Origin of the sequence: Azospirillum sp. INR13, assembly GCF_015390205.1 — a bacterium.
Classification (GTDB): domain Bacteria; phylum Pseudomonadota; class Alphaproteobacteria; order Azospirillales; family Azospirillaceae; genus Azospirillum.
In genome coordinates, this window is record NZ_VUOI01000028.1 from 37,124 (window position 1) to 57,510 (window position 20,387).

Consider the following 20,387-nt stretch of genomic DNA (forward strand, 5'->3'; position numbering starts at 1 on the left):
TGGCGCCGGCATCCTTGTTGCTGTCGGCGATGACCTTGCCGCCACGGTCCATCAGTTGCAGCCGGACCCCGGCATCCCCCACCGTCCCCAGCGTCGGGGCGCCGGAACTGGTGACGGTGAATTTGTAGAAGTCGGCGGGATCGTTGGAAGCCAGGGAGCTGAAGACGTTCAGCCTGCTCGTGTCCTTCACCAGCGTGCCGATGCCGGTCGCGAAGGGCGCAGCGTTCAGCGCCGACTTGTTGACGGTCTGCTCGTACTCCTGGACCTTGCCGGTCGCACCGCCGCCGTTCGCGCCGCCATTGCCGGCCGCCTGCTGCTGCACGCGCTTGACCGCGGCATCGATCGACTGCTGCAGGCTCTGGGCCATGCTGCCGACATCGGTGAAGCTGGACAGGCTGACCATGGCGTGCTCTCCCTCGTTCCGCATCCCCAGAAGGGATGTCGACCAGGGCTTTGCAGGATGCAGGCCAGCCGCAAGATATTGATGATCAAGGGATTTAGAATTTGCCCATTCTGCCGCCCGGCAGCTTTGCCCCGGCCGGGCGGCAGGATTTTCCCGGCGGATGTCACGCGCCCTTGGCGGCCCGGTAGGCGTCCATCAACTGGCGGCCTGCGGCCATGATGGCCTCGCGGTCGCCCTTCTTGACCAGACCCTCGTCGACCAGCTTGCCGCCGGCCCCGACGCAGGCCACGCCGGCCGCGACATAGGAGGCCACGGTGGTGGCGTCGATGCCGCCGGTGGGGACGAAGCGGATGCCGGGGAAGACCGACTTCAGCGCCTTGATGTGCGCCGGGCCGACGGTGGAGGCGGGGAAGATCTTGATGGCGTCGGCACCGGCGGAGATGGCGGCATGCACCTCGGTCGGGGTCAGGGCGCCCATGAGGCAGGCCACGCCATGGTCGCGGCAGGCGGCGGCCACCTTCGGCACCACGCAGGGCGACACGACATACTTGGCGCCGGCCTTCACCACGTCGGCGACGGCCGCCGGGGTCAGGACGGTGCCGGCGCCGATCAGGGCGCCGCCCTCCGCCGACAGCTCCTCGATCAGGCCGACGGCGCCGGGGTGGTCATGGTGATCTCGAAGGTGCCGTAGCCGGCCTCGCGCAGCCAGCCGACGGCGGTGCGCGCCAGATCGCGGAGCTGTTGCGGATGACCGGCACGACGCCGTAGGCGGCAAGCTGGTCCAGGATCTCGGAAGCGGTCGGGGTGGTGGACATCAGGATTCCTCGGGAGTCTTCTGAGGGGACGGGGAAAGGGAAGAAGCGGCGGAGGCCGGACGGTCCGGCACGCGGTGGTGCCCGGCCAGCACGGCCTTGATGCGGGCAAGGCGGCGGTCGAGGCCGGGGGGAGCCTGCAGGCCGACGGCGACCGTCAGGGCGTCGATCAGGGCCAGCTGGGCAAGGCGGGAGGCCATCGGGGTGTGGACCGCGGTGTCTTCGTCCACATCGACGGTCAGGCGGATGTCGGCGCGTTCGGCGAGCGGCGTGGCCGATGCGGTGATGGCGATCACCGTCGCGCCACCATCGCGCGCGATGGCCGCGACGTCGAAGATCTCGTCGCTGGTGCCGGTCTTGGAGATCGCCAGCAACGCATCGCCGGGGCCGAGCGTCGCGGCCGCCATTGCCTGGAAATGGGCGTCGGCACTGGCGGTCACCTGAGGCAGAAGGCGGAACAGCTTGTGGTGGGCGTCGAGCGCCACGGTCCCGGACGCGCCGACGCCGACGATCTGCACCCGCTGCGCACAGGCCAGCACGCCGGCCGCGCGCTCCAGCGCCGCGGTGTCGAGGCGGCCGCGCAGGCGGACCAGTGCGTCGATGGAACGGTTCAGCACCTTTTCCGTCGCACTGGCGACGCTGTCGCCGGGGGAAAGGTCGCGCACCAGCGGGGTCGGGCGGTCGCCGGCCTCTTCCCGTGCGGCGGATGCCGCCAGATGCTGGGCCAGCGCGATCTTGAATTCATGGAAGCCGCCGAAGCCGGCGGTGCGGCAGAAGCGCAGGACGGACGGTTCGCTGACCCCGGCCTTGCCCGCGAGCTGGGCCAGACTGGCGCGCACGGCGGCATGGGGGGCAGCCAGCACGGTACGCGCCACCGCGGCTTCCGCCCGGCGGAGCCTGTCGAGTGAGGATGCGATCGTGTCCAGCATGCGGGTGTCCACCAGGGGAGGTGCGGCGGCCGTTCCGGCGGCCTGCGAACCTGATGTAGTTTTACTACAGACTTGCGGCTTTGTCGACCGATCTGTGAAGTAACGCTACATTTCGTTCGTTCACCCTCTTTACTTTCCGCGCCGACAAGTCAGGATCGGCGGGCGCCGAACTCCTACCAGGGAAGAGTTTTCATGAAACTGCTGCGCTACGGCCCGCCGGGCCAGGAAAAGCCGGGAATGCTCGACGCCGAAGGACGCATCCGCGACCTGTCCGCCCATGTGGACGACATTGCCGGTGCGGCGCTGCTGCCGGACGGGCTGGACCGCCTGCGGGCGATCGACCCGGCGACGCTGCCGCTGGTGGAAGGCGCCCCGCGCCTCGGCCCCTGCGTCGGCCGCGTCGGCAAGATGGTGTGCATCGGCCTGAACTTCTCCGACCACGCGGCGGAGACGGGGATGGCGGTGCCGCCCGAGCCGATCATCTTCATGAAGGCGACCAGCGCCATCGTCGGTCCGAACGACCCGATCGAACTGCCGCGCGGCTCGGAGAAGACCGACTGGGAGGTCGAGCTGGCCTTCGTGATCGGCAAGACCGCCAAATACGTGTCGGAAGACGAGGCGATGGACCATGTCGCCGGCTATTGCATCGTCAACGACGTGTCCGAGCGCGCCTTCCAGATCGAAAAGCAGGGGCAGTGGACCAAGGGCAAGAGCTGCGACAGCTTCGGCCCGACCGGCCCCTGGCTGGTGACGCGTGACGAGGTCGAGGACCCGCAGAAGCTGAAGATGTGGCTGGAGGTCAACGGCCACCGCTATCAGGACGGCAGCAGCGCCACCATGGTCTATGGCGTGCGCTATCTGGTGTCGTACCTGTCGCGCTTCATGAGCCTGCAGCCGGGTGACATCATCTCCACCGGCACCCCGCCGGGCGTCGGCATGGGCCGGAAGCCGCAGGTCTTCCTGAAGGCCGGCGACGTGGTGGAACTGGGCATCGAGGGGCTCGGCACCCAGCGCCAGACGGTCGTCCAGGGCTGATTTGGACGATCCCCCTCTCCCCCCCCGGGGAGAGGGACGGGGTGAGGGGGATGCACAGGCTGGATTTTTGCAGGAGGCCCGACGCGCGACCCCCTCACCCCAACCCCTCTCCCACAAGGGGAGAGGGGCTTTACCAGATGAAGATCACGCCGACCGCACCTGACGCAGGAAACGGTCGATCTGCTGTTGCAGGTGGCTGGTCTGGGTCGTGACCTCCTGGGCCACCGACAGGACTTCCTGCGCCGACTGGCCGGTCTGTCCGGCGGCGGTGCGGACCTCACCGATATTCTGCGAGGCCTGGGCGGTGCCCCCTGCCGCCTGCTGGACGTTGCGGGCGATTTCCGAGGTGGCCGCACCCTGCTGTTCCACCGCCGCGGCGATGCTGGCGGCGATGTCGTTCAGCCGGCCGATGGTCGTGCCGATGCTGCGGATGGCGTTCACCGCCTCGCCGGTCGCCTGTTGCATGGCGCCGATCTGGCCGGCGATCTGGTCGGTGGCCTTGGCCGTCTGGCTGGCCAGCTGCTTGACCTCCTGCGCCACCACGGCGAAGCCCTTGCCGGCCTCCCCGGCGCGGGCGGCCTCGATCGTCGCGTTCAGCGCCAGCAGATTGGTTTGGCCGGCGATGTCGGAGATCAGGTCCAGGACGGCGCCGATCCGGCTGGCGGCCTCGTTCAGCTCGCGCATCGTGCCGTCGGTGCGCTCCGCCTCGTTGGCGGCCTTGGCGGCGATCGCCGCCGATTCGGTCACCTGCCGGGCGATCTCGCTGATCGACTGCGACAGCTCATGGGCGGCGGAGGCCGCACCGTCGACGTTGACCGATGCGGTCTCCGCCGCCTCGGCGGCGCTGCCGGCCTGGCGGGACGTGTCGTCGGCGGTCGCCACCATGCCGGCGGCGGTCTGGTGCATCTGGGTCGCGGCGGCGGACACCGTCTCCACCACCACCTTCACGCCGTTCTCGAACTGGTCGGCCAGCGACAGCATGGCATCGCGGCGTTCGCCGGCGGCTCGCTGGCGTTCGGCCTCCGCCGCGGCGCGGGTCGTTTCCACCTCGCGCGCGGTGTCGCGGAAGACCAGCAGCGCCGCCCCCATCTCCGCGATCTCGTCATGGCCATGCAGCGCGATCTCGGCATCCAGGTCGCCGGCGGCGATGCGGCCCATCCCGGCCTTCAGCGACAGCATCCGGCGGATGACGACGCGGCCGATATAGAGCCAGACGACCAGGATCGACACCAGGATGCTGACGGCCGCCACCGCGATCTGGGTCAGGCGGCTGTTGTCCAGCATGCGGGTGGTGGCGCCGCTGGCCTCGGCGATGCCCTGCTTCTGGGCGTCGACCAGCGTGGCGATGCCCTTGGACAGGGTGCCGGCCAGCGCGTGGTTGCTCTCCAGCAGCTGGGCGAAATAGCCCTCGATCGCCAGCTCCTTCTGGCGCAGGGTGACCATCGACTCCTCGCCGACGGAATATCCGGTCAGAAGCTCCGCCTGCTTGGTGGCGACGGCGGCCAGACGTTCCGGCAGAGCCTGCGCGGCGTTCGTGAGACCGGCCAGCGACACGCCGACGCGGGTCTCGATGATCGCAAGCCGCTGGTCGTCACGGGTGCTCGCCGCTTCCATCAGCATGTTGCGGACGTTGGCCGCTTCGGCGGTGACCGTGGCCAGCGGCTTCTTCTGGGCCATGACCCGGTTCAGGGTGGTCGCGGCCTCGCGCAGGATGGCGGGATCGGCGTCGGGATCGGCCAGGGTCGAGCGCGCCTGCTCCTCCTCGTTGTTCAGGACGGAGGTCCAAGGCGCGGTGAATTTCTGGATTTCCGCTTCCGCCGCCATCACCTTGGGCAGCATCGCCTCCCGCGCCGCGGCAAGCGCGACCCGTTCTGCCGCCGCCTGATCGAGCTGCACGAGGTTGCCGAGCAGCCCCTTCGAGGAGTCTTCGATGGCGGCCAGCTGGGCACCGGCGGAACCGGTGGCCCGCAGCCGGTCGAGGCGCGCGTTGAACTCCTCCTTCGCCGCGGCGATGCGGGCGGACACCGCCTCGCGCGCGGCGGCCTTGTCGGCGGAGGTCAGTTCCGGCGCCAGCGCGACCAGCTTTTCGGCCTGCTGCGCCACGCCCATGCCTTCGGTCATCGCCGGCACCGCCTCGCCGACGATGGCGTCGATGGTGGTGCGCACGTTGGCGTAGCCGATCAGCGCCACGGCTGCGGCCACCAGCGTGCCGGACAGCACGACACCGATGGCGATCATCAGCTTTCCACGCAGGCCGGAATACCAGGCATTGCCCTTCGCGGGCTTGTTCCGGTGACTATCGTTCGACATCCCGTCCTCCCCCCCGGCGCTCGCGCGCCGGCACAGTCTGGTCTCTTCTGCGGTCGGCCGTTCCGGCTCTCGCCGCATTGGTCGTTGCGTCCGCCCCCTTCGTCGGACAGCTGGTGGCAATGTCACGGGAAGGGAACATTTGGAAATAATTTGACAGTTACGTGAATAGCAAAGCGCCAAATTCGCTAAAAAATAAATAAGGAGAATCCACGATCTTTCCGTTAGGCGGGACGAAAGTTGCTGCGGCGCGATGGCGGTTCGTCGTGGTCATAGAGCGATTTCAGCGAATGGGCGCGCCAATGGCTCATGCATGCCGCTTGGGGTGGCGCATGGCTGTCGGATAGTCGCGTTATCGTAGTGATATAACAGTTTTACTCACAACGGCCGGGCGCGGGCGTGACATCCGCGGGGCGAAGACAAGGACGGGCCGGCCCAAGGTGGAAGGACCGGCCCGCCAGAGTGGCGGCCCAGAGTGGCGGCCCAGAGTGGCGGCAATGATCAGGTGCCGCCCGTCAGGCGAGAGCTTCAGGCGAGAGCTTCCCGGGGGCCGAAGAACTCGTGGACGATCGCCGACTCCGGAAGACCCAGCGCGGTCAGCGCCTTCACCACCGCCGCCATGAAGGGCTTCGGGCCGACGACGTAGGCGGCAACCCCTGCATCCTTCGGCAGCAGGCCGCCCAAGCGGTCCTGGTCGAGCAGGCCAACCATGTGCGGCCGGTCGCCCGGCTGCGGATCGGCATAGCAGTAGACCGGCTTCAGGGTGTCGTGCAGTTCGGCCAGACGGTCGATCTGCTCGCGGAAGGCGTGGACCGAGCCATTGAGCGCCGCATGCACGTAGATCACCTTGCGGCCGGCCGCCAGTGCCTGTTCGGCCAGCGGCAACGCGGGGGTCTGGCCGACGCCGCCGGTGATCAGCAGCAGCGGGCCGGTCCCCTCGCGCAGCACGAATTCGCCGGCCGGCGGGTAGACGTCGATCTCGTCGCCGACCTGCGCGCGGTCATGCAGGAAGCCGGAGACCACACCCTGCGGCTCCCGCTTCACCGAAATGCGGTAATCGCGGCCGTTGGGCGAGGCCGACAGGCTGTAGTTGCGGTGGACGGTCTCGCCGTCGACGGCCAGCCGCAGGCCGAGATACTGGCCGGGCTGGAAATCCATCACCCGCCCGCCATCCACCGGCGCGAGCCGGAAGGAGGTGATGACGGCGCTTTCCGGCGTCTTCTCCACGATCCGGAAGCGGCGCGCACCGCGCCAGCCGCCGGTCAGCGCCGCCTTCCGGGCATACTCCTTCTCCTCCGCCGCGATCAGCAGGTCGGCGAGTTGCCAGTAGGCCGCACCCCAGGCATCGGCGACCTCCGCCGTCACCGCATCGCCCAGGACCTTGCCGATGGCTTCCATCAGGCAGGTGCCGACGATCTTGTACTGGTCGGGCGTGATGTTCAGCGAAACGTGCTTCTGCACGATGCCTTCGACCGCCGGACCCAGAACCTCCAGCCGGTCTATGTTGGAGGCATAGGCGATGATGGCGTTGGCCAGCGCCTCCGGCTGGGCGCTGCTGCGCTGGTGGCTCTGGTTGAAGACGGCGCGTACTTCGGGGAAGCGCTCGAACATCAGGGGATAGAAGGTGCCGGTGATCCGGTTGGCGTTGGCGGCGACGACGGGAGCGGTGGCCTTGATGACGGCGATCTGGGCAGGCGTCAGCATGAGAGTGAACAATCCTTTATTTGCGCGTCACGATGTCGCAACTGATTGGCAATCCCTGTGCCAAAGCGACGCAGGGCGGAAACCCGCCTCGTACGATGGCTCTGTTGTCAAACCGACCACGCCGGCTATGATGTCGGATGGACAACGGCGCAGTCATTCCGACAACAACTCTCACGCTCGATGAGGCCGGTGCGCTGCTGCGCATGCTGGACGATCCTGAGCGGCTGTGGCCGCTGCTGCTGGATCTGATGGCGCGGCACCTGCCCTGCGATGCCTGTGCGCTGTTGCGCCATGACGGTCGCTCAAGCGATGCATTGCTGGTCCCGCTCGCCACGCGCGGGCTCAGCCCGGACACGCTTGGCCGGCGCTTCGCGCTGGACGAACATCCCCGACTGCGGGCAATCGCCGAGGCGGTGGGCGGGCCGTTGCGCTTTCCCCCCGACTGCGAGCTTCCCGACCCCTATGACGGGCTGATCCCCGACCTGAAGCAGCGGCTGCATGTTCATGACTGCGTCGGAGCGCCGCTGAACGTGGATGGCCGTCCATGGGGCATGCTGACCCTGGATGCGCTGAACGAAGGACGCTTCGACGGCCGGGAGGGGGCGATCGCAGCCTGGGCGCGGCTGGCCGCCGACCTCGCCGCCGCGGTGGAACGGCGCGCGGCTCTCACAAATGGCGGCAACCCGGCGATTGGGGAGATCGACGATCCGCCGGCGGACCTCCAATCCGGCACGGTCGGCACCAGCCCGCCGATGGCGGACCTGCTGACGGAAATCGACACGGTGGCGGCGAGCGACCTCGTCGTCCTGGTGCTGGGGGAGACCGGGGTGGGCAAGGAACTGGTGGCCCGCCGCCTGCACGCCCGCTCCAGCCGTGCGGCCGGCCCGCTGGTTCATGTGAACTGTGCGGCGCTGCCGGACGCGCTGGTGGAAAGCGAACTGTTCGGCCATGTGCGCGGAGCCTTCTCCGGTGCGGTGAGCGACCGGCGCGGCAAGTTCGAATTGGCCGGCGGCGGCACCCTGTTCCTCGACGAGGTCGGCGAGCTGCCGCTTGCGGCACAGGCGAAGATGCTGCGGGTTCTGCAGAACGGAGAGATCCAGCGCGTCGGCTCCGACCGCCACATCACCGTGAACGTACGGGTGATCGCCGCCACCAACCGCGATCTGGCGGCGGAGGTGCGGGAGGGACGCTTCCGCGCCGACGTTTACCACCGGCTCAGCGTCTATCCGTTGCGGGTGCCGCCGTTGCGCGACCGCGGCACCGACATCCTGCGGCTGGCCGGGCTGTTCCTGGAGCGCAACCGGGCGCGGCTGGGCCTGCGGAACCTGCGCCTGTCGGCGGCGGCGGAGCGGCGCATGTTGTCCTACCCCTGGCCGGGGAACGTGCGGGAACTGGAACATGCCATCGGCCGCGGCGCCATCCGCGCCCGCGCCGCCCGCCCGCCGGATGGCGGCGTGCTGACCCTGACCCCGGCCGATCTCGGTTTGGAAGAGGTGGGGGAGGGGATCGCGGCGCCGATGGCGGCCATGCCTCTGCCCCGCCTGCCGGATTCGGCGGCCGATCTGCCGGCCGATTCGCCGGCGGAGAATCTCCCATTGCGGGATGCAGTCGAGAAGCTTCAGCGGCGAATGATTCAAGACCAGCTGAGCCACCACGGCGGAAACTGGGCGAAGGCGGCCGGGTCGCTCGGGCTTGACCGCAGCAACCTGTTCCGCCTCGCCAAGCGGCTGGGTCTGCGCGAATGACCGCGGAGGGGCTGTCCTGGCGAAACGACATCGACGCGCTGGTCTTCCGGCCGGCGGGGCATGGCGGCTGGTGCGCCGTCCACCGTCTGGCCTTCCGCGCCCTGCTCGACATGCGGGAGCCGACGCCGGAGTACTGCCTCGCCCATGCCGCCGCCCATCGCGCGGCGTTCGAGGCCGCGGCGGCCGATAAGATCGCCCGGCGTGGCTATGACACCGCGGCCAGCCTGCATCTGACCAGCCGCGACATCGCCCGCGCTCTTTAGAACCCCATCTGCCGCGGCATCCACAGCGCCAGATCCGGCCAGACGATCACCGCGACCACCACCAGCAGCAGGGTGAAGAGGGGCCACAGTACCCAGCGCACCGTGTCTTCCATCCTGCAACCGGTCATCCGGCAGGCGACCATCAGGTTGACCGCCATCGGCGGGGTGAACTGGCCGACGGCGATCATCAGGGTCAGGATGACGCCGAACCAAGTCAGGTCCCAGTTGTAGGCCTGGGCGATGGGGATCAGCAGCGGCAGCAGGATGATGAAGATCGAAATGCCGTCCAGGAAGGTGCCGATGACGGTCAGCATCACCACCAGCAGCGCCAGCACGCCATATTCGCCGAGGCCGGAATGGATGATGGCATCGGCGATGGGGTCGATCACCGACAGGGTGCTGAGCGCCCAGCCGAACACGCTGGCCAGCGCGATCACGGTCAGGATAATGGCGGAGATCTCCGCCGCATCGACCAGCATGGAATAGAGGTCGCGGAAGCGGATGGTGCGGTAGACCACCATGCCCAGCAGCAGGCCGTAAGCCACCGCGATCACCGCCGCCTCGGTCGGGGTGAAGATGCCGAAGCGCAGGCCGCCCAGGATGATGACCTTGGCGAACAGGCCGAGCGCGGCATCCCACAGGCTGCGCCAGAAGGGCGGGCGCGGCTCGTGCGACAGCTTGGACCCCAGATTATGCTTCCGGGCCAGCCAATAGACCGGAACGATCAGGGCAAGGCCGGCCAGCGTGCCGGGAATGATGCCGGCCGCGAACATCGAGGTGGTCGGGGCGGCGGGCACAAGCACGCTGTAGATGATCAGCGCCACCGACGGCGGGATGAGGATATCGGTGGCCGCCGCCGCCGCGATGACGCTGGCGATGTAGGGGCGGGGATAGCCGGCGCGGATCATGCTGGGCGCCATCACGCCGCAGACCGCGGCGGCGATGGCAGGCCCCGAACCGGAAATGCCGCCCATCATCATCGCCACCACCACCGCGATGACCGCCAGTGCGCCCTTGCCCTGGCCGACGATGGCGGTGGCGAAGCGCACCAGCTTCTGCGCCACCCCCGACCGGTCGAAGATGGTGCCGGCCAGCACGAACATCGGGATGGTCAGCAGCGGATACTTGGCGATGCCGGTATAGACGCTGGTCGGGACCGAAATGACGCCGAGATGGGCGAAGGCGATGGCGGCGGTGCCGGCCAGCCCCAGGGCGGCGGCGATCGGCACGCCCAGCACCATCATGACCAGGAAGGAACCGAATAGCAGGGTGGTGATCACGGTTCCCCCTCCGGGATATGGCCGGTTTCCATCGGCTCGGTGCCCTTGTGGATGCGGATCATCCGGCCCACCGTGCGGGCCAGCACCACCAGCGACAGCACCGGCAGCCAGATCGTGTAGATCCACTGCGGCAGCCCCAGCGCCGGCGACGTCACTTCGAACCGGTAGTCGTCCCATGTCGTCCAGGCGCCGTAGACCACCAGCAACCCATACATCAGCGCCACGCAGGCCATGGCGAACTGCTCCGCCCGGCGGCGGTTGGCGGGCGACATCTTGTCGACGATGAAGGTGATGCGGATGTGGCGGTCCTTCACCACCGCGGCCGAGGCGCCGAGGAAGGTCAGGATCACCATCAGGGCAATCGAATATTCCTCGGTGAAGGCGAAGGACACGTCGGTCAGGTAGCGCACCACGACATTGGCGAAGGTGATCAGCGCCACCACCGCCATGGTGACGGCGACCAGCACCTCTTCGATGCCCAGGGGGACGCGGGGTTTCGGCACCGGCCGGACGACGGTGGGGTCGTGATCGCTCATATTGCCAGGGTCCAGATGGAGGGAGCGGGATTATTCCCTTCACCTGTCAATCAATGCAAGAAACGATCTCCCCAGCGGATTACTCCGCCGGCATGTCCGCCATCCCCTCCTCGCAGAGCGCCTCCTCGCGGAGCGGGATGCGCAGCGTGAAGACGCTGCCTTCGCCCAGCCGGCTGTCCACCGTCACCGTTCCGCCATGCAGCGCGGCGATGCGGCGGACCATGTTCAGCCCGACGCCGCTTCCCGCCGCCGTCCCCGTGTTGGTGGCACGGAAAAAGCGGTCGAACACCCGCTCCACCTCGTCGGCCGGAATGCCGATGCCCTGGTCGGCGACGGAGAGCGCCAGTTCCGACTGCCCGCCCGGCCCCTCATCGATCCACGCGCGCAGCCGCACCGGTGAGCCGGCCGGCGAGTATTTCAGCGCATTGTTCAGCAGGTTGTGGACGCACAGCTCCAGCATCGGACCGTCGCCGGTCATGCCCGCCGGGCAGTCCTTCAGGTCAAGCTCGATCCGCCGGCCGGGAGCGGCGTCGCCCTGGGCCGCCGCAGCAGCGCGCAGCAGGGCCGGCAGGTCCAGCGGATCGCGGCGCAGAGCGAAGGCAGGGTCGCTCAGCCGGTCGTCGGCCAGACAGGTGTCCAGGATGTTGACCTGCCGGCGCACCGCACGGCGGATCTTTTCCAGCCGCGGCAGCATGCCGGGAACTTTCACCTCCGCATCCAGCTGCAGGATCTGGGCGGCGCCGTCGATGATGGCGAGCGGCGTCTTGAACTCGTGCGCGGTCATCGACAGGAAGCCCTTCAGCGCCCGCTTGGCCTCCTGCTCGGCGACAAGCCGTTCCTCCGCCTCCAGCCGGGCGAGGTCCAGGCGGCGGACGGTGTCCTCCAGCCGCGCCTCCGCCCGGCGGCGGTGGGTGACGTCGCGCAGCATAAGCAGACAGCCGACCTCGCGCGGTCCCGACCGCCCGCCGCCGCGGCTGCCGGAGGTCAGCGGCACCCGCGTCGCCTCGAAGCTGCGCAGGCCGCCGTCGCTCTCCAGTGTCAGCGGAACCGGAGCAGCGGCGCAGCCACCGGGCGCCAGGACGGACAGGCCGGGCAGTTCGCCCAGCCGGCGGCCGAGCGGCTCGCGGTCGCGTACCAGCGCACGTGCCGCGGGGTTCGCCTCCACCACCGTGCCGTCGGCATCGAGGACCAGAACCGGGTCCGGCACCGCGTCCAGCAGGGCGTCGCGGGCGACCGGCAGCAGGTCGAACAGGCGCCGGCGGGTGATCAGCCAGTAGAAGACCGCGCCCATGAGAAGGAAACTGAAGGGAGTGGGGTCGAAGTCGAACAGGGTCAGGTTGCCGGTGACATAGCCGACATTCGCCACCCATGGCACCGCCATCGCCACGAGGAACCCCACGTAATGGGTGCGATAAGCCGGCGTCGCCCGGTGGACCCCGTTGGCGGTGACGACGATGCTCATCACCATGAAGGCGTAGAGATAGATGGTGACGACGAAGAACAGCAGCCCGTGGCTGTAGACCAGTGCGGCACCCGGCGCGTCGCTGACGGGGTGGACCGTGGTGTACATCAGCCGGTGGCTGTCGTTGGCCAGCGCCGCCGCCCAGGTCGCCGTCCCCACCACGGCCGGCACCAGCCGCCAGCGCGACGGCAGCTCCTCCCGCGTGTAGGACCACAGGAACAGCGCCCAGAAGCTGGGGGTGCAGACGATGCCGAGCCAAGCCATCTCGGCCCAGAACAGCTTGTCCGCCGGTGCCTGGACGATGGTCTCGATGGCGGCGGCCGTCGCCCACCAGGAGGCCGACAGCTGCATCGCCATGAAATCGAACCGGCCGGGAAAGGGCGGCAGGACCCAGCTGCGCCACGCCGTCCACAGGGTCGCCAGCACCGCGGCCAGAAGTAGGGTGGCGGGCAGGCTCAGCATGGCGGGGCGGACGGCAAGGGCAAGACGGCTCCGGTGGACGGCTGCTGCCCGGCCGCGACGGGTTCGGGCCATGGCGCGGGCGCAGCATGGACCGGCCCGCCGCGACTCCGCAAGGGGGTGCGGCACCATGGTCGGAGATGGCCGCCGGCCCGTTCCGCCATTGCGGATTCGGCGTCCGGTCCCGATAACACGGGGGATGGCACGGACGGGCACAGGGGAGCGGCCGGGGTGACGCACGGAACGGACAGCGACAGGTTTTCAGGCGATGGGCTGGACGCCCGTCCCTTCGACGGGGATGCCTTCGAAGGCGGTGCCGCCCTGCTGCACCGCCGCGCCATCCCATCGCTGTTCGAGGCGCTGGAAACCCAGTCCGAAGGCACCGTGGCGGTCGACCGCGACGCCCGCGTGGTGTGGATCAACGCCAAATACGCCCGCATGCTGGGCATCGCCGACCCTGCCGAGGCCATCGGCCGCGAGGTGGAGGAGATCATCCCCCATTCGCAGATGCGCCAGGTCCTGGCGACCGGCCAGCCGATCCTGCTCGACCTGATGCTGTTCGGCACGCAACGGCTGGTGGTGACGCGCTTTCCCCTGACCGACGACGACGGCGCGGTGATCGGCGCCGTCGGATTCGTCCTCTATGACAGCCTGCACCGGCTGAAGCCCCTGCTGGCCGAGCTGTCGCGGCTGGAGGCGGAACTGGCGGCGACCAAGCGCCGGCTCGACGAGGGGCGGCAGCCGCGCTACACGCTGCAGAGCTATGTCGGCGACAGTCCCGTGTGCCTGGAGGTCAAGCGCAAGGCCCGTCTCGCCGCCCGCACCGATGCGCCGATCCTGCTGCTGGGCGAGACCGGCACCGGCAAGGAGCTGATCGCCCAGGCCATCCATGGCCTGTCGGCCCGCAGCGGCCGGTCCTTCGTCGGCGTCAACGTGGCGGCGATCCCGGAAACGCTGCTGGAGGCGGAGTTCTTCGGCGCGGTGCCCGGCGCCTATACCGGGCTCGACCGCCGCGGGCGGGAAGGCCGCTTCAAGACCGCCAACGGCGGCACCCTGTTCCTGGACGAGATCGGCGACATGCCGCTCGGCCTCCAGGCCAAGCTGCTGCGGGCATTGCAGGAGCAGGAGATCGAACCGCTCGGCTCCGACCGGCCGGTGAAGGTCGATGTGCGGGTGATCGCGGCGACGAACGTCGATCTGGAGCAGCGGATCCGCGACGGCCGTTTCCGCTCCGACCTCTATTACCGGCTGAACGTGCTGCCGATCCGCCTGCCGGCCCTGGCGGAGATGGGCGGCGGGCTGGAAGCCATCGCCGAATCCATCCTGCAGGAGATCGCCGCCCGCACCGGGCTCCCCCTGCGGGGCCTGACCCCGGAGGCGGTGGAGGCGCTGGGCCGCCACCGCTGGCCCGGCAATGTGCGCGAGCTGCGCAACGTGCTGGAGCGGGCCTGTCTGCTGACCGACAACCGCCGCCTGACCGCCGCCGACCTTGCGGAGGCGCTGCCGGATTTGGGGTACGTTGAACCGGCGGCGCTCCCCGTCACGGTTCCGCCGGCCGTGCGTGCGGAGCCGCAGCCCCTGCCGGGATACGACGAAGCGTTCGACGAGTTCGAACGCGGGCTGCTTGGCCGCGCGCTCGCCGCCCAGGGTGGCAAGGCGGCGGAAGCGGCACGGGCGCTCGGCATTTCCCGCGCCGCCTTCTACAAGAAGCTCGCCCGGCTGGGGATGCGCGCCGGCGGGTGAGGCCGGCGCGACGTCCTCACACCGGCAGCTGCTTCATCGCCGCGACCGCGGTCATCACGCCGCGGATTTCGGCCAGACCGCGCAGGCGGCCGATCATCGGGTAGCCGGGGTGAGTCGGCTTGCCGATGTCATCCAGCAGTTCGTGGCCATGGTCGGGGCGGAAGGGCAGGCGCCAGTTGTCGTTGCCGGCGTCCTGGCGGCGCTTCTGCTCCTCCAGCAGGGTGGTGACGACCGACACCATGTCGACGTCGCCGCCGAGATGGTCGGCCTCCTCGAACGACCCGTCCGGCTCCTTGGCGACGTTGCGCAGGTGGACGAAGTGGATGTCCTCGACGAAGCGCTTGGCCATCGCCGGCACGTCGTTGGTCTGGCCGGCGCCGAGCGAGCCGGTGCAGAAGGTCAGGCCGTTGTTGGGTGACTTCACCGCATCGATGAGGTGGGCGAGGTCGTCCTCGGTGCTGACGATGCGGGGCAGGCCGAACAGCGGGCGGGGCGGGTCGTCCGGATGGATCGCCATGCGGATGCCGACCTCCTCCGCCGTCGGGATCACCTCGCGCAGGAAGCGGGCCAGCGTCTCGCGCAGGCCGTCGGCGCTCATGCCGTTGAAGCGCGCGATCATCTTGCGCAGACCGGGGATGTCGTAGCGGTCATAGGCGCCCGGCAGTCCGGCCATGATGTTCGACAGCAGCTTCGCCCGGTCGCTTTCGGAAGAGCGGTCGAACCACTCCTTCGCCTTGGCCATCACCTCCGGGGAATGATCGTCCTCCGCACCCGGACGCTCCAGCATGTAGACGTCGAAGGCGGCGTGCTCATGGGCGTTGAAGCGCAGCGAGGTGCCGCCGCCGGGCAGCGCCGCGGCCAGCTCCGTCCGGGTCCAGTCGAGCACCGGCATGAAGTTGTAGCAGATGGTGGTCACGCCGCAGGCGGCGAGGTTGCGCATCGACTGGCGGTAGTTGTCGAACAGCTCCGTCAGGTCGCCTTCGCCGATCTTGATCGCCTCGTGCACCGGCAGGCTTTCGGTGACGGTCCAGCTGAGGCCGAGTTCCTCGTCGGACTCGATCATCGCCTTGCGCTTCTGGATCTCCTCGACCGACCAGACGACGCCATAGGGAATGTGGTGCAGGGCGGTGACCACGCCGGTGGCGCCGGCTTGGCGGATGTGGTTCAGCTTGATGGCGTCTTCGGGGCCGAACCAGCGCCAGGATTGTTCCATGGCTTCGAACTCCTTGGAAAGAGGGGGGCTTTGGAATTTGGAAAATCAGCGGAAAAGCAGGCTCGGCAGCCAGAGCGACAGCGCCGGCACATAGGACACCAGCAGCAGGATCAGGATGTTGCAGAGCAGGAAGGGCCAGATCGCCTTGGTGATCGCGCCCAGCGAGATCTTCGCGATGTTCGCCGCGACGAACAGGCAGACGCCGACCGGCGGAGTGGTCAGGCCGATCATCAGGTTCAGCACGGCGAAGGTGGCGAAATGGATCGGGTCGATGCCGACCTGGGTCGCCACCGCCAGCAGCGGCGGGAACAGGATGATCAGCGCCGCGATCGTCTCCATGAAGGTGCCGACGAACAGCAGCAGGATGTTGATCATCAGGATGATCAGGTACTTGTTGGTGGTCAGCGCCAGCATCGCGGCGGCGATGGCCTGCGGGATCTGTTCACTGGTCAGGATCCAGCCGAAGACGTTGGCGAGGCCCACCAGCAGGATCAGCCCACCCGACCCGATGGCGCTTTCCAGCAGGATCGCCGGCAGCTGGCGCAGGGTGAAGCCCTTGTAGACGAACAACCCGATGACGAAGGCGTAGAGCGCCGCGACGATGGAGGCCTCGGTCGGGGTGAAATAGCCGCCGACGATGCCGAACAGGATGATCGCCGTCATCAGCAGCGCCCAAAAGGCGCCGCGGCTGGCCCGCAGCAGGGCGCCGAAGCCCTGCCACGGCTCCCTCGGATAATTGCGGACGCGGGCCAGGATCCAGACCGTCAGCATCATGCCGACGCCCAGCAGCAGGCCCGGAATCGCGCCGGCCATGAACATCTTGCCGACCGACAGGCCGGTCAAAGTGCCGACGATGATCATCGGCACGCTGGGCGGGATGATCGGCCCGACGGTGGAGGCGGCGGCGGTCACCGCGGCGGCGAAGGGCGCGTCGTAGCCGGACTTGCGCATCGCCGGGATCATCACCGACCCGATGGACGCCGTTTCCGCCACCGCGGTGCCGGAGATGCCGGCGAAGACCATCGATCCCGTGACGTTGGCAAGGCCGAGACCGCCACGGATGTGGCCGACCAGCCGGTTGCTGAACAGAACGATCTGGTCGGTGATGCCGCCGCCGTTCATCAGGTTGCCGGCCAGCACGAAGCCGGGGATGCAGAGCAGCACGAAGCTGTCCATGCCCGCATACATGAACTGCGGAACCACGGCGAGATCGATGTCGCTGCCGACCAGATAGACCGCCGAGGCGCCGCCCAGCGCGATGCCGACCGGCGCGCCCAGGATCAGCAGGACGGCGAAGGTGAGGAACAGTGCGGTGACCATCAGGCGGTTTCCCCATGGCTGGGCGGCGCGGAGTCGCGTCCGAACCCGGCAAGGCGGGCGATGGAGAAGAAGGCGAGCGAGACCGGGATGATCAGCGTTACGACATAGACCCAGATCATCGGGACGTTGATGGAGCGCGCCCGCTCGCCCAGGCTGCCGACGACGTAGTCCCAGGCGCCGGGGATTATGGCGACGGCGAAGACCAGGATCGCCACGTCGACCAGCCGGGCGACCGCCCACTGTGCCGGCTTGGGCAGCAGCAGGATGAACATGTCCACGTTCACCAACTCGCCGCGCAGCAGCGCCAGACCGCAGGAGAAGGCGACGAGATGGACCAGCGCGAAGCGTGCCACCTCCTCCGTCCAGGCCGGGGAGGGAAAGCCGGGAACGCGGCCCAGCACCTGGATCGTCACGACGATGATGAGGACGCCGATTGCCGCCAGGGTTCCCCAACGGCAAAGGGCGGATACGGCCGACACCGCGGCGGCAAAGGCTGTGCGCATCTGAAGGGCTCTTGCGGTTGGGGGGAGCGCACCCGAGGAGATCCCCCTCTCCCCCCCGGGGAGAGGGGATCCTGTATCGGTTGGGCAGGGGGCTTCAGGTCCCCCTCACTTCACCGCGAGGATTTCGTCGTAGATCGGCTTGATCTCCGGCGACAGGGCGGCGACCACGGCGGCGCGGCCCTTCTCTGCGAAGGCGGCCTTGTCGACCGTGACGAACTCCATGCCCTTGGCCTTCAGGTCGGCGGCCAGCTTGGCCTCGTCCTCGATGAACAGCTTGCGTTCGGCGGCCTGGGCGGCCTTGGCGGCTTCCATGATGGCTGTGCGCTGCTCCGCCGGCAGGCGGCCCATCCTCTTCGAGCCGCCGACCAGATAGATCCAGCTGATGACGTGCTCCGTCTGGTTCACGTATTTCTGGACCTCGTAGAAGCTGGCCGACTTGATGAGGGCCAGCGGGTTCTCCTGCGCCTCGATGGTGTCGTTCTGCAGGCCGGTGAACACTTCCGAGAAGGCCATCGGCGTCGGCTTGGCGCCCAGCCCCTGCCAGAACGACACGAACAGCGGCACGTTCGGCACGCGCATCTTCAGGCCGTTCAGCTCGTCCGGCGACTTGATCGGGCGCTTGCTGGTCAGGTTGCGCGGGCCGCGGGCGAAGTAGGTCAGCGGGACCAGCTGGGTCTTCTGCTCGATGGATTCCGCGATCTTGCGGCCCGGTTCGCCGGTGACGACCTTGTCGAGATGGTCGAGGTCGCGGATGCCGTAGGGGACCGCCAGCAATGCCGCGGCCGGCGCCCAGTTCTGCAGCGACTCGCCGGTGATGGTGAAGTCGATGGTGCCGAGCTGGATGCCCTTGATCAGGTCGGTTTCCTTGCCGAGCTGCTCGTTGGGGAACACCTTGACCTCGACCGCGCCGTTCGTGCGCTTGGCAACTTCTTCGGCGAAGACCAGCGAGGCCTTGTGCCAGACATTCTCCTCGTTGGCGAGGTGGCCGAGCTTCAGGGTCGTCTTGGCCTGGGCGCGGACGATGGCCGGCGCGGCGATGCCGCCCAGCAACGTCGCACCGGCGGCGATGCCGGCGCCGAGGCCGATGCTCTTGGCCAGCGTGCGGCGCGAGATCGGGGTCTTGCTGTTCATCCTGGTGTCCCTCCGTTATGGGCGGATCCAGTCCGCCATTGTTTGCTGATGGATGCCCTTTGGCCGTCGATCAGCTTTCGAAGTCGAGCTGCACCTTGATCGTGCTGGACGGGTCGGTCTCGATCAGGGAGAAGGCGCTCGCCGCGTCGGCGATCGGGAAGACCTGGGTGATCATCGCCGCCGGCTGCAGCTTGCCGCTCTCCAGCCACTCGATCACCTGCGGCAGCAGGCATCGGTTCAGGCGAGAGCCGACCAGAGTCAGCTCCTTCTTCACGATCTCCTGCTGGCTGATGTTGCAGGGACCGGGGGAGAAGCCCAGCAGGCCGATGCGTGCGGGCCGGGCTTGCAAGGCGGCAGGCCTCCTCCAGCAGGGCCGGGACGCCGGCGCCGTCGATCACCACCGTGGGGCCGAGCCCGTCATTCTCGTCGCGCACCGCATCGGGAACCGACACGCGCGAGGAGTTGAGGACGACGTCCGCACCGAACTCCTTCGCACGCTCCAGCCGCTTGTCGTCGAGGTCGGCGACGATGCAGCGGGCGCCGTGCAGCTTGGCGACCTGCACCACCGTCAGCCCGACCGTGCCGGCGCCATAGACCAGAACCGTGTCGTCGGCCGCGATGCCCGTGCGCGACAGCACGTTGGCGGCGATGGACAGCGGTTCCGCCAGGGCGGCGATGGAGATGGGCAGATCGGAGCGAACCTTCACCGCATTGGACGCCGGCACCACGACATGGTTGCGGAAGCCGCCGTCGCGGTGGACGCCGAACACCTCCAGATTGGCGCAGACATTGCTGCGCCCGGCCCGGCAGGCATAGCAGCGGCCGCAGGACACCACCGGATCGACCACCACATGGTCGCCGGCCGCGACGTTGCCCACGCCGTCGCCGACCGCCTCGACCGTGCCGGCGAACTCGTGTCCGATCACGCGGGGATAGACCGCGAAGGGGTTGGAACCGTGGTAGATGTGCAGGTCCGACCCGCAGATCCCGGCGCGCTGGACGCGGACCAGCACCTGGCCGGCCTTGACCGGCCAGGCAGCCGGGGCGTTTTCGGGCGAAGGGCCAGCACATGCGGCTTTTCGACGATCAGGGCAACCACGGGAACACTCCCTAAGGAAGGTGATGCGCTTGAAAGAGCGGGTCAGGCGGTGGCGGCAACAACGGCGCGCGCACCCTCGGCGAACAGGCGTTTGAGCGCGGCGGTGACCGGTCCGGTGAAGCGCGGGTCGCGCGGCAGGTCGTCGCCGAACACCGCGGTCAGGCCGAACAGCGCCCCGGCCAGCTGGTCGGAATCGCCGGCGGCAGTTGCCGCGATCTCCGCCAAGCGGAAGGCCAGCGGATCGCGCACGTCGATGCGCTGGCCCTTCTCGTCGTTGCCCGCCACGTAGCGCATCCAGGCGGCCACGGCCAGGACCAGCCGGTCGATGGGCTGATCGGCGGCCAACCGCTCGCGGATCGGATTCAGCAGGCGCTGCGGCAGCTTCTGCGTGCCGTCCATGGCGATCTGCCAGGTGCGGTGGCGCAGCGCCGGATTGCGGAAGC

At 68.7% G+C, this 20,387-nt stretch carries 17 protein-coding genes and 1 pseudogene; 5 read left to right on the plus strand and 13 right to left on the minus strand.

The window, feature by feature from the left end; translation table 11 throughout:
* Positions 1 to 143: 143 nt before the first annotated feature.
* Positions 144 to 485, plus strand: coding sequence for a hypothetical protein (locus tag F1643_RS23745; protein WP_255542963.1), 342 nt, complete (start codon positions 144 to 146; stop codon positions 483 to 485).
* A gap of 81 nt (positions 486 to 566) precedes the next feature.
* On the opposite strand, the gene F1643_RS17600 is transcribed toward F1643_RS23745, so the two are convergent.
* Together F1643_RS17600 and F1643_RS17605 are read right to left on the minus strand one after the other, a co-directional pair.
* Entirely contained in the window at positions 567 to 1,178 is a 612-nt protein-coding gene (locus F1643_RS17600; protein ID WP_370540675.1) for a bifunctional 4-hydroxy-2-oxoglutarate aldolase/2-dehydro-3-deoxy-phosphogluconate aldolase, read from the minus strand.
* Between the two features lie 39 nt (positions 1,179 to 1,217).
* Positions 1,218 to 2,144 carry a MurR/RpiR family transcriptional regulator gene (locus tag F1643_RS17605; protein WP_194914519.1) on the minus strand — a complete coding sequence of 309 codons (927 nt, stop codon included), beginning with the start codon at positions 2,142 to 2,144 and terminating at the stop codon, positions 1,218 to 1,220.
* A gap of 192 nt (positions 2,145 to 2,336) precedes the next feature.
* Here F1643_RS17605 and F1643_RS17610 point away from each other — a divergent pair, with 192 nt between their 5' ends.
* Complete coding sequence (locus F1643_RS17610; RefSeq protein WP_194914521.1) at positions 2,337 to 3,179, plus strand: fumarylacetoacetate hydrolase family protein; 843 nt, start codon at positions 2,337 to 2,339, stop codon at positions 3,177 to 3,179.
* A 144-nt stretch (positions 3,180 to 3,323) separates the two neighbouring features.
* Here F1643_RS17610 and F1643_RS17615 read toward each other — a convergent pair whose 3' ends face one another.
* Both F1643_RS17615 and hmpA read right to left on the minus strand, forming a co-directional pair.
* Positions 3,324 to 5,489, minus strand: coding sequence for a methyl-accepting chemotaxis protein (locus F1643_RS17615; RefSeq protein WP_194914524.1), 2,166 nt, complete (start codon positions 5,487 to 5,489; stop codon positions 3,324 to 3,326).
* A gap of 525 nt (positions 5,490 to 6,014) precedes the next feature.
* Positions 6,015 to 7,190: an NO-inducible flavohemoprotein gene (gene hmpA / locus F1643_RS17620; protein ID WP_194914526.1), complete on the minus strand. Its 1,176-nt coding sequence runs from the start codon at positions 7,188 to 7,190 to the stop codon at positions 6,015 to 6,017.
* Between the two features lie 137 nt (positions 7,191 to 7,327).
* On the opposite strand from hmpA, the gene norR reads away from it, so the two are divergent.
* Together norR and F1643_RS17630 are read left to right on the plus strand one after the other, a co-directional pair.
* The gene (gene norR / locus F1643_RS17625; protein WP_194914527.1) at positions 7,328 to 8,935 is read left to right on the plus strand and encodes a nitric oxide reductase transcriptional regulator NorR; all 1,608 of its coding nucleotides are present in this window, start codon (positions 7,328 to 7,330) and stop codon (positions 8,933 to 8,935) included.
* Positions 8,932 to 9,198: a hypothetical protein gene (locus tag F1643_RS17630; RefSeq protein WP_194914528.1), complete on the plus strand. Its 267-nt coding sequence runs from the start codon at positions 8,932 to 8,934 to the stop codon at positions 9,196 to 9,198. The genes norR and F1643_RS17630 overlap by 4 nt, the downstream gene beginning before the upstream one ends.
* Here F1643_RS17630 and F1643_RS17635 read toward each other — a convergent pair.
* The 3 genes from F1643_RS17635 to F1643_RS17645 form a co-directional block, all read right to left on the minus strand.
* Positions 9,195 to 10,478: a TRAP transporter large permease gene (locus F1643_RS17635; RefSeq protein WP_194914529.1), complete on the minus strand. Its 1,284-nt coding sequence runs from the start codon at positions 10,476 to 10,478 to the stop codon at positions 9,195 to 9,197. The genes F1643_RS17630 and F1643_RS17635 overlap by 4 nt on opposite strands.
* Complete coding sequence (locus tag F1643_RS17640) at positions 10,475 to 11,014, minus strand: TRAP transporter small permease (RefSeq protein ID WP_194914530.1); 540 nt, start codon at positions 11,012 to 11,014, stop codon at positions 10,475 to 10,477. The genes F1643_RS17635 and F1643_RS17640 overlap by 4 nt, the downstream gene beginning before the upstream one ends.
* Before the next feature lie 79 nt (positions 11,015 to 11,093).
* A complete protein-coding gene (locus F1643_RS17645) occupies positions 11,094 to 13,010 on the minus strand; it encodes a histidine kinase N-terminal 7TM domain-containing protein (RefSeq protein ID WP_255542964.1) in 1,917 nt (638 codons plus the stop codon).
* Between the two features lie 156 nt (positions 13,011 to 13,166).
* Between F1643_RS17645 and F1643_RS17650 the strand changes: the two genes are divergently transcribed.
* Positions 13,167 to 14,678, plus strand: a complete 1,512-nt coding sequence (locus F1643_RS17650; RefSeq protein ID WP_370540676.1) for a sigma-54 interaction domain-containing protein — start codon at positions 13,167 to 13,169, stop codon at positions 14,676 to 14,678.
* 16 nt (positions 14,679 to 14,694) lie between these two features.
* Here F1643_RS17650 and uxuA read toward each other — a convergent pair whose 3' ends face one another.
* From uxuA to F1643_RS17680, 6 genes and pseudogenes are all read right to left on the minus strand, one after another.
* On the minus strand, positions 14,695 to 15,891 hold the full coding sequence (gene uxuA / locus F1643_RS17655) for a mannonate dehydratase (protein WP_194914531.1): 1,197 nt from the start codon (positions 15,889 to 15,891) through the stop codon (positions 14,695 to 14,697).
* A gap of 45 nt (positions 15,892 to 15,936) precedes the next feature.
* Positions 15,937 to 17,211, minus strand: a complete 1,275-nt coding sequence (locus tag F1643_RS17660; protein WP_206692544.1) for a TRAP transporter large permease — start codon at positions 17,209 to 17,211, stop codon at positions 15,937 to 15,939.
* Complete coding sequence (locus tag F1643_RS17665; RefSeq protein WP_194914532.1) at positions 17,211 to 17,714, minus strand: TRAP transporter small permease; 504 nt, start codon at positions 17,712 to 17,714, stop codon at positions 17,211 to 17,213. Before F1643_RS17665 ends, F1643_RS17660 begins: the two co-directional genes overlap by 1 nt.
* Positions 17,715 to 17,819: 105 nt before the next feature.
* Positions 17,820 to 18,845, minus strand: a complete 1,026-nt coding sequence (locus tag F1643_RS17670) for a TRAP transporter substrate-binding protein (RefSeq protein WP_194914533.1) — start codon at positions 18,843 to 18,845, stop codon at positions 17,820 to 17,822.
* Positions 18,842 to 19,858, minus strand: coding sequence for an alcohol dehydrogenase catalytic domain-containing protein (locus F1643_RS17675; RefSeq protein ID WP_370540677.1), 1,017 nt, complete (start codon positions 19,856 to 19,858; stop codon positions 18,842 to 18,844). Before F1643_RS17675 ends, F1643_RS17670 begins: the two co-directional genes overlap by 4 nt.
* 128 nt (positions 19,859 to 19,986) lie before the next feature.
* Positions 19,987 to 20,387, minus strand: a pseudogene (locus F1643_RS17680) (mannitol dehydrogenase family protein); the annotation flags it as partial.

Excerpts from the sequence above, each read along its gene's own strand:
- F1643_RS17605 (WP_194914519.1), bottom strand. The coding sequence starts at position 2,144 with ATGCTGGACACGATCGCATCCTCACTCGACAGGCTCCGCCGGGCGGAA.
- F1643_RS17615 (WP_194914524.1), bottom strand. The coding sequence starts at position 5,489 with ATGTCGAACGATAGTCACCGGAACAAGCCCGCGAAGGGCAATGCCTGG.
- F1643_RS17665 (WP_194914532.1), bottom strand. The coding sequence starts at position 17,714 with ATGCGCACAGCCTTTGCCGCCGCGGTGTCGGCCGTATCCGCCCTTTGC.
- hmpA (WP_194914526.1), bottom strand. The coding sequence starts at position 7,190 with ATGCTGACGCCTGCCCAGATCGCCGTCATCAAGGCCACCGCTCCCGTC.
- F1643_RS17610 (WP_194914521.1), top strand. The coding sequence starts at position 2,337 with ATGAAACTGCTGCGCTACGGCCCGCCGGGCCAGGAAAAGCCGGGAATG.
- uxuA (WP_194914531.1), bottom strand. The coding sequence starts at position 15,891 with ATGGAACAATCCTGGCGCTGGTTCGGCCCCGAAGACGCCATCAAGCTG.
- norR (WP_194914527.1), top strand. The coding sequence starts at position 7,328 with ATGGACAACGGCGCAGTCATTCCGACAACAACTCTCACGCTCGATGAG.
- F1643_RS17630 (WP_194914528.1), top strand. The coding sequence starts at position 8,932 with ATGACCGCGGAGGGGCTGTCCTGGCGAAACGACATCGACGCGCTGGTC.
- F1643_RS17640 (WP_194914530.1), bottom strand. The coding sequence starts at position 11,014 with ATGAGCGATCACGACCCCACCGTCGTCCGGCCGGTGCCGAAACCCCGC.
- F1643_RS17670 (WP_194914533.1), bottom strand. The coding sequence starts at position 18,845 with ATGAACAGCAAGACCCCGATCTCGCGCCGCACGCTGGCCAAGAGCATC.
- F1643_RS17645 (WP_255542964.1), bottom strand. The coding sequence starts at position 13,010 with ATGGCCCGAACCCGTCGCGGCCGGGCAGCAGCCGTCCACCGGAGCCGT.
- F1643_RS17660 (WP_206692544.1), bottom strand. The coding sequence starts at position 17,211 with ATGGTCACCGCACTGTTCCTCACCTTCGCCGTCCTGCTGATCCTGGGC.